This is a genomic window from Shimia sp. (assembly GCF_965227725.1).
In the GTDB taxonomy this organism is placed as follows: domain Bacteria; phylum Pseudomonadota; class Alphaproteobacteria; order Rhodobacterales; family Rhodobacteraceae; genus Shimia.
Genome location: NZ_CBDDGH010000005.1, coordinates 1,565,366 through 1,582,966, shown reverse-complemented (window position 1 = coordinate 1,582,966; position 17,601 = coordinate 1,565,366). Strand labels below are relative to the sequence as shown.

Genomic DNA, 17,601 nt, shown 5'->3' with positions numbered 1-17,601 from the left:
GATCACGAAGGACGCAAGTCTTTCTCTTTCTGGATCAAATCAAGCGCGAGAAGGGCGTTTGGTGGATGCCTTGGCAGTAAGAGGCGATGAAAGACGTGATACTCTGCGATAAGCCATGGGGAGCTGAGAATAAGCTTTGATCCATGGATCTCTGAATGGGGGAACCCACCTGAAAGTTCATTATAATTACCTCGGTAATTTATAATGTTCTTAACCAGGTACTTTTGACCTGAATACATAGGGTCTTAAGAGCAAACCCGGGGAACTGAAACATCTAAGTACCCGGAGGAAAGGAAATCAATTGATACTCCGCTAGTAGTGGCGAGCGAACGCGGACCAGCCAAGCCTGATGAGTGACTAGAACCGTTTGGGAAGACGGGCCATAGTGGGTGACAGCCCCGTATAGGAAGCTCTGAAGGATGTATTAAGTAGGGCGGGACACGTGAAATCCTGTCTGAAGATCGGAGGACCACCTTCGAAGGCTAAGTACTCCTTACTGACCGATAGCGAACCAGTACCGTGAGGGAAAGGTGAAAAGCACCCCGACGAGGGGAGTGAAACAGTACCTGAAACCGAACGCCTACAATCAGTTGGAGGCCCCTTGAGGGCTGACAGCGTACCTTTTGTATAATGGGTCATCGACTTGGTCTATCTAGCAAGCTTAAGCCGTTAGGTGTAGGCGCAGCGAAAGCGAGTCTTAATAGGGCGCATGAGTTAGATGGATCAGACCCGAAACCGAGTGATCTAGGCATGGCCAGGTTGAAGGTGCGGTAACACGCACTGGAGGACCGAACCCACATCTGTTGAAAAAGATCGGGATGAGCTGTGCCTAGGGGTGAAAGGCCAATCAAACTCGGAGATAGCTGGTTCTCTGCGAAATCTATTTAGGTAGAGCGTCATCCGAATACCCCGGGGGGTAGAGCACTGGATGGGTAATGGGGCCCCACAGGCTTACTGATCCTAACCAAACTCCGAATACCCGGGAGTACTAGATGGCAGACACACTGCGGATGCTAACGTCCGTAGTGGAGAGGGAAACAACCCTGACCTACGACTAAGGCCCCTAATTCATGGCTAAGTGGGAAAGCAGGTGGGACGACCAAAACAACCAGGAGGTTGGCTTAGAAGCAGCCATCCTTTAAAGATAGCGTAACAGCTCACTGGTCTAAATAAGTTGTCCTGCGGCGAAGATGTAACGGGGCTCAAGCCATGAGCCGAAGTCTAGGGATGCGTAAGCATCGGTAGCAGAGCGTAGTGTGACATAGTTCCAATCCTCTTCTATATCCTCCGGGATATAGCGCAGGATATGGAGCTTTCGATGAAGCCGGGGCGTGAGCCATCCGGTGGAGAGATCACTAGTGAGAATGATGACATGAGTAGCGACAAAGAGTGTGAGAGACACTCTCGCCGAAAGTCCAAGGGTTCCTGCTTAAAGCTAATCTGAGCAGGGTAAGCCGGCCCCTAAGGCGAGGCCGAAAGGCGTAGCCGATGGGAACTAGGTTAATATTCCTAGGCCAGGAGGATGTGACGGATCATGAAGGTTGTTCGCCCTTATCGGATTGGGCGGGCCGCTGATTGGTTCCTGGAAATAGCCCTCCATGAGACCGTACCCTAAACCAACACAGGTGGACTGGTAGAGCATACCAAGGCGCTTGAGAGAACGATGTTGAAGGAACTCGGCAAAATACCTCCGTAAGTTCGCGAGAAGGAGGCCCAGTTTCTACGCAAGTATTGGCTGGGGGCACAAACCAGGGGGTGGCGACTGTTTACTAAAAACACAGGGCTCTGCGAAGTCGCAAGACGACGTATAGGGTCTGACGCCTGCCCGGTGCCTGAAGGTTAAAAGGAGGGGTGAGAGCTCCGAATTGAAGCCCAGGTAAACGGCGGCCGTAACTATAACGGTCCTAAGGTAGCGAAATTCCTTGTCGGGTAAGTTCCGACCTGCACGAATGGCGTAACGACTTCCCCGCTGTCTCCAACATCGACTCAGCGAAATTGAATTGCCTGTCAAGATGCAGGCTTCCCGCGGTTAGACGGAAAGACCCCGTGCACCTTTACTACAGCTTCACACTGGCATCAGGCCATGCATGTGCAGGATAGGTGGTGGGCTTTGAAACCAGAACGCCAGTTTTGGTGGAGCCTCCCTTGAGATACCACCCTTGCATTGCTTGATGTCTAACCGCGGTCCGTTATCCGGATCCGGGACCCTGTGTGGCGGGTAGTTTGACTGGGGCGGTCGCCTCCTAAAGCGTAACGGAGGCGCGCGAAGGTTGGCTCAGAGCGGTCGGAAATCGCTCGTTGAGTGCAATGGCAGAAGCCAGCCTGACTGCGAGACTGACAAGTCGAGCAGAGTCGAAAGACGGCCATAGTGATCCGGTGGTCCCGAGTGGAAGGGCCATCGCTCAACGGATAAAAGGTACGCCGGGGATAACAGGCTGATACTGCCCAAGAGTCCATATCGACGGCAGTGTTTGGCACCTCGATGTCGGCTCATCTCATCCTGGGGCTGGAGCAGGTCCCAAGGGTACGGCTGTTCGCCGTTTAAAGAGGTACGTGAGCTGGGTTTAGAACGTCGTGAGACAGTTCGGTCCCTATCTGCCGTGGGTGTAGGATACTTGAGAGGAGTTGCCCCTAGTACGAGAGGACCGGGGTGAACGATCCACTGGTGGACCTGTTGTTGCGCCAGCAGCAGTGCAGGGTAGCTATGATCGGACAGGATAACCGCTGAAGGCATCTAAGCGGGAAGCCCCCCTCAAAACAAGGTATCCCTGAGGACCGAGGTAGACCACCTCGTCGATAGGCCGGAGATGTAAGTGCAGCAATGCATTCAGTTGACCGGTACTAATGGTCCGATAGGCTTGATTTGATCCAGTAAAAGAAAGACTTTTACGGACACAAAAGCATACACAACAATCAGTATACTGACTTGGACAACACATAAACCGAGCTATTTCCTCGGTTTGGTGATCATAGCGCGAGTGAAACACCCGGTCCCATCCCGAACCCGGCCGTTAAGCACCGTAGCGCCGATGGTACTGCTGCTTAAGCTGTGGGAGAGTAGGTCATCGCCAAACCTAGAAAATAGCTCAAAAAAAACATCTCTCAAAACGATACAAAGAATACCTTCAGAACAACAAAAACGTCCTGAAGGGCGACAGATCTCAAAGCCAAAAATGGCCCAAGATCAAAAGCGTCGCGGGATGGAGCAGCCCGGTAGCTCGTCAGGCTCATAACCTGAAGGTCGTAGGTTCAAATCCTACTCCCGCAACCAAAAATCTATAATTTATCAGTATGATATGCTGACTGCCTCAACTTGCGCCTGCATGCGCCCCACCGCAGTGGAAGCTTTGTGGAAGCAAATGGCGCAGGAAAGCGGTGTGGCAGTGCGTCGTTACGAGCAGGCGTCCAGAAACGGCGTCCAGCCGAGCTCGGGAGCAGACGTTTGCTGCTTGAGCTACGATTGCCAAATTCCAATGGATGCAGGTCTTTTACACATTTCGAATGTGGTTTCAATCAGAGGCAGCTTCCTTATTGAACAGCTCTTCCAGAGCTTCGATGTCATCTTCATTTAACACGGGGAAAAGCGACACCGACATTGCGTTCTTTACCTTTGCTCGTACGGCGTTCCTGTCGTCCAAAGGGTCCTGCTCGATGTATTTTGCGATGGTTTCATTCTGTTTGTGCACCTCAATGCGGGCCGACGTGGATAGTTCTCGGCTAAGAGCAAGGTGATAAGGGGGTGGATAAGCACGCGGGCCTCGCTGGAAGCGGCCAGGGCCGAGCTGCGGCGCTAGCAAGTTTATCTCTCAGTCATCGTGCCGCCCAAAGTGCCCGGAGAGAGCATTTTCCCCAAACCGATCGTGCTGACAGCCTCAACCTTTGCAATTGCCCTTGCGGTTTGGATGATTTCCCTCATGGGGGTCTATGCCGTGCGCGAGCACATGTAGACTGTTCCTATGACCTGATGGATGGCATTGCTAACTTGTTGGAGCTTCTTTGCGGAGCCAGGCGGTATACATGAAATACCGACAAGAACGCAGCATCTGAAAAGCGTCCGGTTCCCTGGTGGCGAGGCAACTTAACCTGTCGCAACGTTGTGACAGTCAATCCGGCTAGTGGCGCATGATGTCCCTCTTCGATCCTCCGCTTCCTAACCATAACTTTTGGTTCAAACCACTCCAGCGGCTGTGCATCATTTCAGCGCACCCCTTCAAAACGGCAACGGCCGTTTGATAAAGTGATCGATCTAAAAATTTCAGCCTTGCAGTTAGGGTAAAATTCATGTTTCAGATCTAGCCAGATCGGAGCGCCTCTGCTTAGCCATTGCTCGCTCCCGTCTTGATTTTGCATGAGCGCTAAAATGAAGGAGGATGCCGTTGAGAAGTTCAAAAGACACATCGCAGCCCCCAGAGCGCGACACGCAAAAAACACAACAAAGTAAAAAGCTTAGCTTTCTAAAACGCTTGCGCGAAAAATACTCGGAGCTTCCAGGCAGCGAACAGAAGATTGCTGATATTATTCTGGATACCCCAGGTGATATCGCAACCTATTCAGCAACCGAATTGGCGGAACGCGCTGGCGGTTCCAAAGCGGCGATCACGCGTTTGATTCAGCGCCTTGGGTATGAAAATTACGAAAGTGCCCGGCGTGACGTACGTGATTCTCAGGCGTGGGGATCGCCCGTCTCACTGGCACGACGGCAAGATGAAGATGGGGATTTCGCAAGCCGGTTGCGCAGCCAAATTGATCAGGACATAGGCTGTATACACGACGCATTTGGTGACCTGACGGAAGAGGATGCAACTGAGATCAGCGACGCTTTGATCCAAGCGCCTAAAGTTTGGATCATTGGTTACCGCAGCAATCAATTCCTAGCGGGCTACTTTCGCTGGCAATTGATTCAGGCAAGGCCAGACGTGCACTTGCTACCAAAGGCGGGTGAGACACTTGGGGAGTCTTTGGCCGACATTGGAAAAAAAGATCTGCTGGTCGTGATGGGATTGCGCCGGCGCACACCCCTTATTGATACCGTTTTAAACTGGTCAGAGCGCAATAAGGTGCGCAGTTTTTTGATTACGGATCCAACCTCTCGCGCCACTGGCTCACCGACATGGACGCACCGCTGCGATGTGCGCGGTCGGGAGGTGTTGGATCGTTACCAGGGAGTCATGTCGCTTCTGCACTTTTTTAGCATGTCCGTCTTGGATCGTGCGGGGGCGCAGGGACGAAAACGTTTAACACAACTTGAGGAAATTCATGGCGATCTCGACCAGTTTGTCTGACGACTCCATCGGGAAGCTGATGAACCGGTCGGATGCGGTGGCTCGCCTTTGGATGCTGTTGAAATGGCAGGCAAAATGGATGGCATGTTGGGGCCGTGGCAGACATTCCTGGAGCGATCCACTGAACGAAGAGACTAATCGCCTGCCAGTCTTGGCGTGTGATTTGAAATTTAGATGTGTCTCTAGGGGCACAACATGGGGAACAGAATGCGTATTGCGGCAAGTGTAATGTCAGTGGCTCTCTCCGGAGTGGCCTTTCCAGGGTTTGCAGACGAGTTTACCGTCACCGGGTCAACCACCGTCACCAATGGCGGTAATACCATTGATGGCGATGACATCCTTACAATTGATGACGGGGCTTCCATTGTAACCGCCGGAAGTTCAGCGATTGTCACGACTGGAGACAATAACATCATTATCAACCGAGGGTTGGTCTCCAGCGACGTGAACGCCGTTGATCCCAATGGTGACGACATCACCATCACAATCGTCAACCACGGCACGATCAGAAGCAATGCAGATGCGATCGATGTCCAGAACGACGACTCTGTCGATATCACAAACTACGGCACAATCTCTGCCCGGACCTATCCCATCGATGTGTTCAACAGCCCCTCGGTTGTCGTGCGCAACTTTGGCACCATTCGCAACGATGAGACCTCTTCTGCGAGGAACGTCCTGGACTTGGACGGCGACAACAGCGCTGGCAGCTCAGCCTATGTCTATAACGCCGGAACGCTCACAAACGGTGCCGTCGATGCGACCGTGTACCTCAGAGATTTCGATGAAGTTGCTGTGGTCAACGGCGGCACGCTTACCCGCGTGGGCACACCGACAAACAATCAGGGTCTCATCGAAGTGGTTGATGCTGCGGATGGGCTGACACTGCACAACTCAGGCAGGATTTTGGCGCTGGGAGGCGGTGTCGCGCTCGAATTGGTAAACGATGGTCGGTCAGACATCTATTTTCATGATGGATCGGTGATCAGCGGCTCCACCTATTTTAATGGAAGGATCGAAGAGGCGCATTTACACTTCGGCACAGGGGTGTCTGGCCGCTACCAATTTGGCGGGTTCTCCAGCACAGGCTTCGTAAGTACCCCCGGAAACCAACCGGGTGATCTGGCCTCGATTGACGTGGAAAACGGTGTTTACGTGATCGACGGTGACTATCTGAATGTTGTCGATCTGAGCCTGAAAAATGCGACCACCCGCAATCTTGTGGGGCTGCTGGAAGGATTGCAGCATGGAGGGGTGTCCGCTGGGCGCGGCAGCATCAGCTCCGAAAGCTCCCCTGACAATGGGAAATGGTTTAGTGCCTTTGGCTATCATACCGACGGTTCCGCAACAGAATTCTACCACGATTTCCGCGGAAACGGTGTTGGCGTTCAGCAAGGTGGCCAACTGAGCAACGGTTTGGACTACTATTTGGGCGTCACGGCGTCGGATATCGAAAGCGACGCGGACGTTGGTTTTGACAGCACCGGCTACGGTGTGATCGCGGGCATCGCTCAGACAAACGCATCCGGGATCGGCTGGAGCCTTGATTTCGGTGTGATGCATCTGAATTCTGAGCGTACCATCAATGACACCGCCGTTGCAGCTACAGGTTTGGACAGTGCAGAAGAGAACTATCTGGCTGGCTATATCTCCCCAGCTCTGCGGTTTCACAACAAGCTCAACTTTGGCGAGACCATTTCGCTTCGCTACGCAGCGATTGTGCAAGCGTCTCAGGACTATGCATTTACCTCGACGACCCAGAGTTTCGGTTCTTCTGTCGCGCACTATGTCTCCGCTGAGTTTGTGAAAGCAACAGAGCTGAAAAACGGCATGATCCTCGACTACGGGTTCAATGTCGGATCCGTTAACAACAATGGCACGGATATTCTCGTCGACGGTTTCACCAGCGAAGCCAGAGGCCGCTCATGGGTCGAAGGAGAGGCCATGGTTGGCCTCACGATCGGCCAACTCCGCTCCGAGCTGCGTCGGTCTAGTGAAGGCAGAACCGCACTGAGCTTTGACTGGCGGCGGACTTTCTAGCACGAAGACTTCGCGCTGTGATGTTGCGGGGGTGATCATAGGGCGATTTGCCCTGCATAACTGTAGTGCGCTGCAGGCGTGGCGTACTGCTGCTTCCAGTTTCCGCTCTTTTTCCCAGGGCCGCAGGTTATTGAAGAGTCTAGACGCTACAGCGCAGTATGGTTCGATATCCGCGGTTCCGTGCTTCGGCAACCAAAATCAAAACCAAGAAAATAAGACATCTGAGACGCTTTGAGGCTCGCGAAGCATGAGCGCTTAAAATAGGCAGTGCTAAAAAGCAACCACACTCGTCAGATAACTCCACATAGCACCACAAGTCGCCTTTGGGCGGTCTTCTGAGTTTGCACCGTCACCGGTGGAAGCACTGTGAAAGCAACAAACGCCAAAACTAGAAACCGGATTTTGGCGACCGGGACATGAGGGAACTGCTGTTGCGGCTTTGTTAGCTGAAGTCGGCTGCTTTCATGCCGAGAACTTCTTCGCACGCCATTTTGAACGGCGCGCTATTGGAGTGAGCAGCGTTCCCGAGCGCATACTCTTTCATGGGTCGCCGGTTCTTGGCCAAGGAGTCATTGCCGAAACACTCATTGAGTAGCTCATGAAGGTTTCGCGCATCAGTTGACGCTAGATAGCCTGCTGAAACGCTTGGATAAGCCTCAAGCTGTTTTGTCGTGTAGCCGCGTGGATTGGTCACGATAAAGGGTTTTTCTGTCGCCAGAAAATCGATGACCGTTGATGATATGTCGCTGATCAGTAGATCGGCTTCAGCATAGAGCGTCATTGGATCTTCCTCTGGGTGCGTCATGCGGTAGGCAACACCTTCAGGGAGGTTTTGGGCAGTTTGCGCGATGCGGGCGGAGACCTCTGGCCATTTGGCATCATTAAAGGTCAGCGGATGGGGTTTGAAAATGACATCCACCTTGAGGCCAGAGTGGAAGATCTGATGCAAAATGTCATGGACTTGGGAGAGAGAACAAAAATTACTGTCCTCAAACATACCTTCCCAAGTGGTCATATAGAGGATGGTCTTGCGCGTTGGGTCTTTCGGGCTGGTCTGTTTCGGCAGAGTGATTTGCGGGCGTCCCACGATGCGAAACTTTTCACGGGGGATGTGAACGCCATGCCGGGCATATCGATCAATGGCCATTTCACCCGCCACGAACAGATAATCATAGATCACCGACATTGGATTATAGCTGGGAGGTTTATCGCTGTCGCCATGCAGCAGCTGTACATGGGTGACCTTTGGATTGGCCGCGATCACAGGGAGATTGGACATGCTGTTGTTGACGTAGAACAGGACTTCGATGTTGGATGGCAGAAAGGCGGTTTGGCTGGGGAAGTCTTCCACCACTAAGATTTCAAAGAGATCGGACTGGGGGAAGTGATGGAGGTGCTTTCGTTCCTTTAGAAGGATGACGAAAGGCTCATTCAAATAAAGCAATGGTTTCAGCCACATGGTGACTTGATAGGGCGTTGCCAGTCTCGGCTCCGAAAAATAAAGTGCCATGCGTGCGCGCCGAATTTTTGTATGTCGGAGGGCTTGCATGTAGCGAGGCAACTGACAGCGTTTGGCCTCAGCGGTTGCAAACTGGATCACGCCCAGACGGCCGGCTAAGCAGAGAGACGCTGCGACCACGATGAGCCATGCAGCAAAGCCGCTGATCATTCCGATGGTCAAAATGAGTAAGGCGGCTGGAGCTAGGCTGCGGCCTGCCAGTTTAAGCGATGACGAAATTTGATGCTCGGTCGCCGGTAAAGAGCAAACCGTAGATCTTGCTTTGATGCGAGCCAACCGTTTTTGCGACCAGACTTCAGCCGCTATGATCAGCGCAGCCATCAGCGCGTGCACTATGAGAGCCATGGTCAGGCTGCCTGCTCAGGTTGGGGCTCGCCGTAGGGTGGGACACCATGGAATGCGGGGTGGTTGGTCACAATCCGCGTTGCAATATCGCCAAAGGCGGAGGCGCGCCATTTTGCGGCTTGTGCTGCGCTGCGCGCGATAATCTTGGCATAAAGCGCTGTGTTTTTGGGCAGCTGCTCTGCGGTTTTCAGCGTAGAGAACTCCGTCACCAGGGCGTGCTCAAACCGTGTGTAGCGCGTGAAATGGCTGTTTTTGGGGTGGTCATTGGCATAGAGGATCGTCTGGAGGTCGGGTTGCGCGCAATGATGCAGGGCTGAGAGTTTTTCAGCGTGCCAAAGGTGCTGTGGATCCAGTTTGCGCAGCTCTTCAAATGCGGTTTGCTCTCGGACAATCAGAACATATGCACGCCCAAGGTCATCGAGTTTTGCGCAGAGTGATTTGGTAGCGTTCAAATGGGCCCGGCCAGTGCCTGCGTGATAGATTGCCACCGATGCTGGTGCGGCTTGCAGCTGGCGGGACAGGAGGCCAGATATTTCCTTTGCAAACATCGCATGGTTGGCGCGATCTACGCGTTTGGTAAGTGCCGTCAGGAAGACCGCAGCAGTGCCTGCGAGACCTGGTAGAAGCGCCCATGTGTAAGGCAGGTCACAGCCAGCGACGTGCACCATCAGAGCGGCTAAAGACAAAGCGGCCATGGCGCAGCGCAGCAGGTAGAGGTATCGCTTGCTGAGATCAGCGATGTAGGGGGATGGTAGAGACTCCGAGTGGCAAACCTGCGCTTGCAGGTGTTTGGTGTGTCGGTCGCAGCGGCGCACGGCGAGGTAGCAAATGCAGATTGCCGCAATTGTTGCTACGCCCGCCAAGACGAAGCTTGCTGAAAAGCCAAAGGTCACACCCAGAAAAGCCCAGCAAACTGCGAGAAGGGGTGGCAGTAGTATTTCCGGATAGGTGTTGAGAACCTTCGATTTACTGGTGATCAACCTGCCGTGTTGGGAGACCGGAAGCAGCACTGGAACGTGCACGAGTATCGCCAAAAAAATGACGGGCAGGTTCTCCGGTGCGCGCGCTGACGCGGGCAGCCACATAACACCGCAAACTGCGATCAGTGCCAGCACAGCAGGCAAGAAGAGTTTGAACGTCATGGCAGGCCTTCTGCTTGGCGCGCAGCGGTCTGCGCCGGGGATCCAAAGACAATTTGACCAAAATTGGTGTGTATTTCTTTAAAGCCAGGACGATCGTTGTGGTGCTGAGGGCGGCAGGTTACCTCTCATCTCGCGCGAGTTCAGGGTGAAGATAGGCTTCCGGGTAAGTCATCGGCTTGTCCGGGCCAAGCGGGATGACATTGTTCCAGGACCGGCCAAAATACCCTTGGCGGCAATGGATAAGTGAGCTGCTGTCTGCAACGCCGGGCAGGGCGTAGACCCGGCACAGCCAGCGCCAGAGGTGCGGATAGTCTAGGATCTTCGCGCGGTTGAGTTTCATGCGGATGTAATAGACAGGATCGTGGCGGTAGAGCGTTGGAAACAGGCGCAGGTCTGCTTCGGTGAAATGCTCTCCCATCAGGAAAGGCCGATTGTCTGCCGACAGGTGATCTTCGAGACTTTGAAGGGCGGAGAAATAGGCGGTGTATGCTTCTTCATAGACGTCTTGGCGCGAAGAGAACCCCGCTTTGTAAGCGCCGTTGTTGATGGCTGTGTACGTCAGGGTGTTGAGTGTCTCGATCTCCGTGCGCAGCTTTGTGCTTTCAGGATATAGATCCGGCCTTTGGGCGGTGGGGACTTTGCTGCCGAGGGCCGCGGCATGAGCGTTGAGCATCCGAATGATCTCGGCGCTTTCATTGGAGACAATGCGCTCGGTGCGTTTGTCATAGAGGATTGGCACGCTTTTTTCGCTTGCCCCTTCAGCGGCATAGATCTCGGCGGCGAGACGAAAGTTTCGCATACTGCCTGTGTCAGCGGTGCATTCAGGAAGTGGCGCGCCTGTGATCGGGGAGATGCGATCAGGATTGAACTCCCACAGATTGGGGCCAGCTGGATCAGAGTCCCCGGTTCGGGTTGGGAAGGCGACACTCATCGAAAGTGTGTCCTGCAGGCCGAGGATGTTGCGGGCGAGGGTTACGCGGTGGCACCACGGACAATTGAACGCAACATAGAGGTGGTAGCGGTCAGCTTCGGGTGGGAAGTCACCGTCAGGATCAAGCCAATGGCGAAATCCGCTGAGGCCGCGCACAAATTCACCGGACGCGCGGCGAGCGGTTGCGTTCTTCTGATCTTCTTCGGTCGTGATGCTCTTGCCAGTCATTGTGCCACCTTGTTTGCATATGAGGGCGCCGCTAAAGGCGGCGCCCATGGTTGTTACTTTGCCCTATCCACGCAGTTTGTGGTGCAAAATGATGGGCACGGCGAGATCTTCCTCATCAGCAAGGTGACGCGCAAGAAAGGCCTCAATGGTTTCAGCATGCGCGTGCACAGCCCCTGCCTCCTCATACATCGCGGTCTCATCGAGCTGGCTGAGCTTGATGGTGCGGTTTGCGGATTTTGTGAAACCGTCCAGAACCTGATCGAGGTCGTGGTGGTCCTTCTCCAAAATCTCAAGTCCAGCATCAAAGCTCGGGTCCGCTTCGGAAAGTTCGGGGAAGTAGCGATGGTCTTCCCAGCCGTGGTGGCCATGCAAGTTGCGCACCAAAGCATTGCCATAATAAGCCAAGCGTCCGGCATACTCCTGCGTTTCACGCTGGCCGTCGAGATAGAGCTCTGCGTCAGCGCGGATAAGCTCGCCGAGCTGGCGAAACATCTGGTGTGCGGCGAGCCATCGTCGGGTGGCATCCTTAAAGTTGGGGTGGGCCTCCCAGGCTTCACGCGGATAGGCGTTGAGCAGGCGCCGCATGTCATCAGGCATCGGCGTTGTTCGGATGTGGGACAATTCAGTCATGGCGTCCTCCTTTCGTGACAAAAGGTAAGCCGCCTTGGAGGGCTTTCATCTGCACACACGCGCACAGAGGGGCTGCGAATTTGAAGGGGTCTTTGAGGGCGCTTAAAGCGTGTTGGGGTCGTCGAAATCGACGCGCAGGGCGCGGATGCGCGCGCGTTGCCCAGCGATGATATGTGCCCGCATAGCCGCTTCGGCAGCGTCGCCATCGCGTGTGACGAGCGCATCAAGAATCGCCTGATGTTCCGCAAGCGCATTTTCGTAGCGTTCTGCATCGGCCAACGTGGTTCGACCCAATATCAGCATGGCCTTTTGCAGGCTGAGCATGGACTTGGTGAGAAAACGGTTCTTCGCCGCGTTTAAAAGCGCCAAGTGAAATTGGCGGTTGAGGCGCGATGCTTCAGTGCCTGCGCCACTTTGCGAAAGAGCGTCGCTGATCGCTCCAAGTTCGGCGATTTCCACGTCAGAGGCGGCGCGGGCAGCCATGCGCGCGGCCGTGCATTCCAGCACAACCCGCATTTCATAGAGCTCCATGACTTCAGAGTAGTCCAAGCGCCGGACGGTTGCCCCAACACGGGGCAGGTGCGTCACCAGCCCATCCGCCTCCAATTGGCGAATGGCCTCCCTCACCGGTGTGCGGCTGATGCTGAAGCGGGTGGCAAGATCAGTTTCCCGCAGGCGATCACCTGGCGAAAGACGCCCCTCGCGAATTTCCTGCAACAAGGCGCTGTAGGCCGCGTTGCCTTGAAGCCCATCTTGAGAGGAGGTGCCATCCATTTTGGTCCACCAGCGTTGCCTTGAATTATTGTGTCCAAATGTATACAAAAGGATGCATATCGTCAATCACGATGGGAATACCCGTGTCTCTTTTGCGTATTCGCGCGTTCACCTTTGCGGTGGCCGCATTTGGTACTGTTGCGTTCTGGGCCGTTGGCCTGCCTCTGCCGTTTCTGTTTGGACCAATGGCCGCTTGTTTGGTGGCCGCCCTTTCCGGGGCCAAGCTGGCTGGATTTGGCCAAGTCACGGCGGCGGCGCGCACAATCCTTGGCGTGGCTGTTGGCACGTCAGTGACACCCGAGGTGATGGCCGAGATCCCGAATATGGCGGCCAGCATCGCGCTGGTTCCGCTCTATATTGCTGTGATCGGGCTTGTCGGGGTGCCTTTCTTTCGCAAGATCTGTGGATTTGACGCTGTCACGGCTTACTACGCGGCGATGCCCGGCGGGCTTCAGGATATGATCCTGTTTGGCAAAGAAGCGGGCGGGAATGCGCGTATTTTGTCCCTGATCCATGCGACCCGTGTTCTTGTGATCGTGACTGTGGCTCCGATCCTGTTGATCTCCATTTATGGGGTTGGGCTCTCCAACCCCATTGGTCAGCCGGCTGCAGATCTGCCGCTCGGAGAGATGGCGCTGATGGTTGGCGCGGCAGTTGTTGGTTGGAAAGGTGGAGAGCGTATCGGACTCTTTGGCGCGAGTATTCTGGGGCCATTGATTGTCTCTGCCGCGTTGACGCTTGGCGGCTTTATCCATTCCCGGCCCCCGGCAGAGGCGATCCTTGTTGCGCAGTTCTTCATCGGGGTGGTGATCGGCGTCCACTACGTGGGGGTGACCCTGCGCGAGCTGCGCTCCGTTGTGCTGTCTGGGCTGGCGTTTATGTGCATGCTTGCGGTGCTCGCAGCGTGTTTTGCCGAACTGGTGACGCTGTTGGGATTGGCTCCGTCCATGGAAGCCTTTTTGGCCTTTGCCCCCGGAGGACAGGCGGAAATGACCATCTTGGCCATCGTGACAGGCGCGGATCTGGGATTTGTCATCGCGCACCACCTGACCCGAATAGTTGTTGTGATCCTTGGAGCGCCTTTGGTGGCGCGCCTGCTGCGTGCGCGGAGGTAGGCGGGTGCGACTATTGTCTAGGTGATTTGGAGGATTTTACATTCTATTTCACCGTGGCTCTAAGTATTGTCCGCCCGCGTAGCAAATGAGGTCGCCATGACGCAAGACACCCCAGCCACGGTTTTACTTGATCCGCATGGAGCCGAGTTCGCGGCGGATCCGTATTCGACTTATGCGGCTCTGCGCGCATTGGATGGACCTTATTATTATGAGGAAATCGACACCTGGATGTTTACGCGTATGGCAGACGTGGAGGCTGTGGCGCTCAACAAAACTATGCTGCGCAACAACGAAGCCTTTGTCTCTGAGGAGGCGCGTCTGGCCCAGCAACGGGCGATCAATTTCCACGACATGCCGCATCATGAGCGTTTTGTGCAGGTGAACCTGTTGGAAAGCGAAGGCGCAACCCATGATCGGTTGCGCAAGGTGGTGTTTCGTGAGTTCACCCCTGCGATGATCGCGCGGCAACGCGAGGTGATCCAAAGTTTTGTCGACCGTTTGCTCGACGGCCTGAGCGATCAGGACGAGGTGGATTTTGTCGGCGATTTCGCCGCCCACGTCCCCGGCCATATCATTGGCCGCATCCTTGGTGTGCCAGACGAAGATTGCCCGCAGCTGCGCCATTGGTCAGAGGAAGTGGTGCGCTTCTTTGATCCCGGTCGCGGCGATGAGGACAAGGCGCGGGCAGAACAGGCGACTAAGGAATTCTACGAATACCTTCTGGATCTATTGGCGGAGCGCGAAAGAGCGCCGCAGGATGATCTGCTCTCGCGCCTGATCGGTCACCGCGACGGGGGACGGCTCAGCCAAGATGAGCTGATCTCCACCGCCATGTTGATCCTGATGGCAGGGCATGGCTCCACCATTGATGTGCTGGGCAGCGGCATGCACGCGTTGCTGCGGTATCCTGAGCAGCATGACCGCCTGCGCGAAGATCCGTCGCTGATGAAGACAGCGGTGCAGGAAATGTTCCGTTATGAGTCTCCGCTGCCTTTCTTTCACCGCTTCGCGACAGAAGAGACCGAAGTTGGCGGCAAGCTCTTTCCGGCAGGAACGCGGGTCGGCCTGCTTTATGGCGCAGCGAACCGTGATCCTGCGCGGTTTGAGAACCCTGACAAATTTGATGTCGGGCGCACCCCGAACCGGCACATGGCCTTTGGCGGTGGGGGGCATTTCTGTCTTGGCAACCATTTGGCGCGACTGGATATGGACGTCATATTCTCCACATTGAACACCCGCTTTGCCTCGATCTCTTTGGCAGAGGAAACCCCTGAATATAAACGCGGTTTGTCCGTGCGTGGCCCCAAGGCGTTGCGTGTGGCGTGGCAGCGCGCCTGAGCGAAACGGAAAGAAATAGCAAATGATCAAAGTGACCTTTGTCGAAGCCAACGGAAACCGGATTGAGGCCATGGCCAAGGCTGGCGATACCTTGATGCAGGCTGCGGTTGGCGCAGGTGTTGCGGCCATTGCTGCAGAATGCGGAGGTGCCTGTGCGTGCGGCACCTGCCATTGCGTTCTGTCTGAGGACTGGTTTAGCCGCGTGCCCGCACCGGCGTCTGATGAGGCGGACATGTTGGATTTTGTCATCGACCCGCAGCCCACCAGCCGGTTGAGCTGTCAGGTTGTCATTGGTGAAGACATGCAAGGGATCGAGGTGCAGGTTCCGGACTCTCAAATATAAAACCCCATGACGACAGCTGCGGAAGATACAAAGATTTACTTTGCCACAGGGCAGGGCGGCGAGTCCGTTTGGCCCTACCATGTGCCCGTAGGCGGGCGCACCTTGGCGCATCACGACACCGGTATGGTGCGCAGAAACTACAATGAGCATGTACTGATCTACACGCTCTCGGGCACTGGGCACGTGGACATTGGCGAGACGCGGCATGCCGCCGGAGCTGAGAGCCTTGCCTGGATTGATACAGCGCGCGCCTATGCGCATGGAGCTGCAGCGCAGGCACCCTGGCGCTATGTTTGGCTCTCTATCCGGGGGCATGGGGTGGATGCTCTCTTTGAAAGGTTGGGGTTTGCCCAAAATCCCGTGGCGTCGGATCTGTCTCACCTTGCTGGGAGCTTTGAGCAGATCCTGCGTGAGCTTTCAGCAGAAGCAGAAGGGGAAAGTGCCACCATCAATGCCGCGGTGTCGCAAATTTTGGCGCAGCTGTTTGAGCGTCGCAGCAATGCGGCTGGAGTGGCCAAAGATGCGCCAATGGCCGCGCTAAGGGCGCATCTTCGTAGGGATTTGCAACGGGCTTGGCGTATTCCGGATATGGCGCAGATCACCGGTTTGAGCCATTCGCAGCTCTTTCGCCGTTTTCGGGATGAAGCGGGGGTGAGCCCGATTGTATGGCTCCGGCGGGAGCGCATGGCGGTGGCGGCGTATCTGCTGCGCAGCACCGACGAACGTGTGGCGCAAATCGCTGCGCGCTGCGGCTATCCCGACCCGTTCCATTTCAGCCGCGATTTTAAGCTGGAGCAGGGCTGCGCACCCCGCAACTACAGAGCACAGTTTCGCGCATAAAAAGAGCCGCATGTTGCGGCTCCTCAGGAAAGATGATTTCTCCGATAAACAGGCTTCGAATATCAGCCGCCTGTGTGGCTCATATGGCGTGACATCTGACCATCCACCTGTTGGCGGGAATAGTCAAAGTCATGCCCCTTTGGCTTGAGCGCAATTGCGGCACGAATGGCATCTTCCAGGGCCGCATCGCTTTCACTGCCACGCAACGGAGCACGCAGGTCAGCCATATCCTCTTGGCCCAGACACATGAAAAGCTGTCCAGTGCAGGTCAGGCGCACACGATTGCAGCTTTCGCAGAAATTGTGGGTCATGGGCGTGATGAAACCGATTTTTTGTCCGGTCTCTTCCAGTCGCACATAGCGGGCAGGGCCGCCGGTACGCTCAGGCAGATCTGTCAGCGTATAGCGCTCGGCTAGTCGCGCCCGCAGATCTTTGAGGGACCAGTACTGATCAAGGCGATCTTCATTGCCCAGATCTCCCATAGGCATCACTTCGATCCAGGTCATGTCCATGTCGCGCGAGGCGCACCACTCTGCGAGCGTGAACAGTTCATCCTCATTGAAGCCTTTGAGTGCCACGGCATTGATCTTGATGCGCAGGCCCGCATCTTGTGCGGCGTCCAGACCACGCAACACTTGTTGCAGGCGGCCCCAGCGGGTGATGTCGGCGAACTTGTTCTCGTCAATCGTGTCGAGAGAGACATTCACGCGACGCACGCCACAGGCATAAAGCTCTTCGGCAAAGCGCTCGAGCTGTGAGCCATTGGTTGTCAGCGTCAATTCTTTGAGCGCCCCGCTGTCCAGATGGCGCTTCATGCCTTTAAAGAAGGTCATGATGTCGCGACGCACCAGTGGCTCGCCACCGGTAATCCGCAGCTTTTCAACACCCAGCCGAATGAAGGTCGAGCACATCCGATCAAGCTCTTCGAGCGTCAGAAGTTCTTTCTTCGGCAGAAAAGTCATGTTTTCCGCCATGCAATAGACGCAGCGAAAATCGCAACGGTCGGTCACGGACACACGCAGGTAGTTTACGGCGCGGTGGAACGGATCAATCAAAGGAGCTGTCATGGGGAGA

The 17,601-nt window shown here is 55.2% G+C and carries 13 protein-coding genes, 1 tRNA gene and 2 rRNA genes; 9 read left to right on the top strand and 7 right to left on the bottom strand.

Annotated elements, in window-relative coordinates; all coding sequences use genetic code 11:
- The first annotated feature begins 37 nt into the window (after positions 1-37).
- From ACO07T_RS18020 to ACO07T_RS18010, 3 genes are all read left to right on the top strand, one after another.
- A 23S ribosomal RNA gene (locus ACO07T_RS18020) occupies positions 38-2,866 on the top strand.
- 93 nt (positions 2,867-2,959) lie between these two features.
- A 5S ribosomal RNA gene (gene rrf / locus ACO07T_RS18015) occupies positions 2,960-3,074 on the top strand.
- Positions 3,075-3,194: 120 nt separating this feature from the next.
- Positions 3,195-3,271: transfer RNA gene (locus ACO07T_RS18010), tRNA-Met, on the top strand.
- Between the two features lie 238 nt (positions 3,272-3,509).
- Here ACO07T_RS18010 and ACO07T_RS18005 read toward each other — a convergent pair.
- Complete coding sequence (locus ACO07T_RS18005; protein ID WP_422050498.1) at positions 3,510-3,797, bottom strand: hypothetical protein; 288 nt, start codon at positions 3,795-3,797, stop codon at positions 3,510-3,512.
- A gap of 579 nt (positions 3,798-4,376) precedes the next feature.
- On the opposite strand from ACO07T_RS18005, the gene ACO07T_RS18000 reads away from it, so the two are divergent.
- Positions 4,377-5,282 (top strand): MurR/RpiR family transcriptional regulator, encoded by a 906-nt coding sequence (locus tag ACO07T_RS18000; RefSeq protein WP_422050497.1) that lies wholly within the window; start codon positions 4,377-4,379, stop codon positions 5,280-5,282.
- 195 nt (positions 5,283-5,477) lie between these two features.
- Positions 5,478-7,322, top strand: a complete 1,845-nt coding sequence (locus ACO07T_RS17995) for a hypothetical protein (protein WP_422050496.1) — start codon at positions 5,478-5,480, stop codon at positions 7,320-7,322.
- Between the two features lie 442 nt (positions 7,323-7,764).
- Here ACO07T_RS17995 and ACO07T_RS17990 read toward each other — a convergent pair whose 3' ends face one another.
- From ACO07T_RS17990 to ACO07T_RS17970, 5 genes are all read right to left on the bottom strand, one after another.
- Entirely contained in the window at positions 7,765-9,162 is a 1,398-nt protein-coding gene (locus ACO07T_RS17990; RefSeq protein ID WP_422050495.1) for a CDP-glycerol glycerophosphotransferase family protein, read from the bottom strand.
- Between the two features lie 26 nt (positions 9,163-9,188).
- Positions 9,189-10,328, bottom strand: coding sequence for a hypothetical protein (locus ACO07T_RS17985; RefSeq protein ID WP_422050494.1), 1,140 nt, complete (start codon positions 10,326-10,328; stop codon positions 9,189-9,191).
- Positions 10,329-10,446: 118 nt separating this feature from the next.
- Positions 10,447-11,487, bottom strand: coding sequence for a glutathione S-transferase C-terminal domain-containing protein (locus ACO07T_RS17980; RefSeq protein ID WP_422050493.1), 1,041 nt, complete (start codon positions 11,485-11,487; stop codon positions 10,447-10,449).
- Positions 11,488-11,550: 63 nt separating this feature from the next.
- Positions 11,551-12,117: a hemerythrin domain-containing protein gene (locus ACO07T_RS17975; protein WP_422050492.1), complete on the bottom strand. Its 567-nt coding sequence runs from the start codon at positions 12,115-12,117 to the stop codon at positions 11,551-11,553.
- A gap of 102 nt (positions 12,118-12,219) precedes the next feature.
- A complete protein-coding gene (locus ACO07T_RS17970) occupies positions 12,220-12,891 on the bottom strand; it encodes a GntR family transcriptional regulator (RefSeq protein WP_422050491.1) in 672 nt (223 codons plus the stop codon).
- Between the two features lie 71 nt (positions 12,892-12,962).
- Here ACO07T_RS17970 and ACO07T_RS17965 point away from each other — a divergent pair, with 71 nt between their 5' ends.
- From ACO07T_RS17965 to ACO07T_RS17950, 4 genes are all read left to right on the top strand, one after another.
- Positions 12,963-14,006, top strand: coding sequence for an AbrB family transcriptional regulator (locus ACO07T_RS17965; RefSeq protein ID WP_422050490.1), 1,044 nt, complete (start codon positions 12,963-12,965; stop codon positions 14,004-14,006).
- Positions 14,007-14,102: 96 nt separating this feature from the next.
- Positions 14,103-15,344, top strand: a complete 1,242-nt coding sequence (locus ACO07T_RS17960) for a cytochrome P450 (protein ID WP_422050489.1) — start codon at positions 14,103-14,105, stop codon at positions 15,342-15,344.
- Positions 15,345-15,366: 22 nt separating this feature from the next.
- Positions 15,367-15,687 carry a 2Fe-2S iron-sulfur cluster-binding protein gene (locus ACO07T_RS17955; protein WP_422050488.1) on the top strand — a complete coding sequence of 107 codons (321 nt, stop codon included), beginning with the start codon at positions 15,367-15,369 and terminating at the stop codon, positions 15,685-15,687.
- A gap of 6 nt (positions 15,688-15,693) precedes the next feature.
- Positions 15,694-16,527, top strand: coding sequence for a helix-turn-helix domain-containing protein (locus ACO07T_RS17950; RefSeq protein WP_422050487.1), 834 nt, complete (start codon positions 15,694-15,696; stop codon positions 16,525-16,527).
- Between the two features lie 62 nt (positions 16,528-16,589).
- On the opposite strand, the gene moaA is transcribed toward ACO07T_RS17950, so the two are convergent.
- Positions 16,590-17,594 (bottom strand): GTP 3',8-cyclase MoaA, encoded by a 1,005-nt coding sequence (moaA, locus tag ACO07T_RS17945; protein WP_422050486.1) that lies wholly within the window; start codon positions 17,592-17,594, stop codon positions 16,590-16,592.
- Positions 17,595-17,601: the final 7 nt, after the last annotated feature.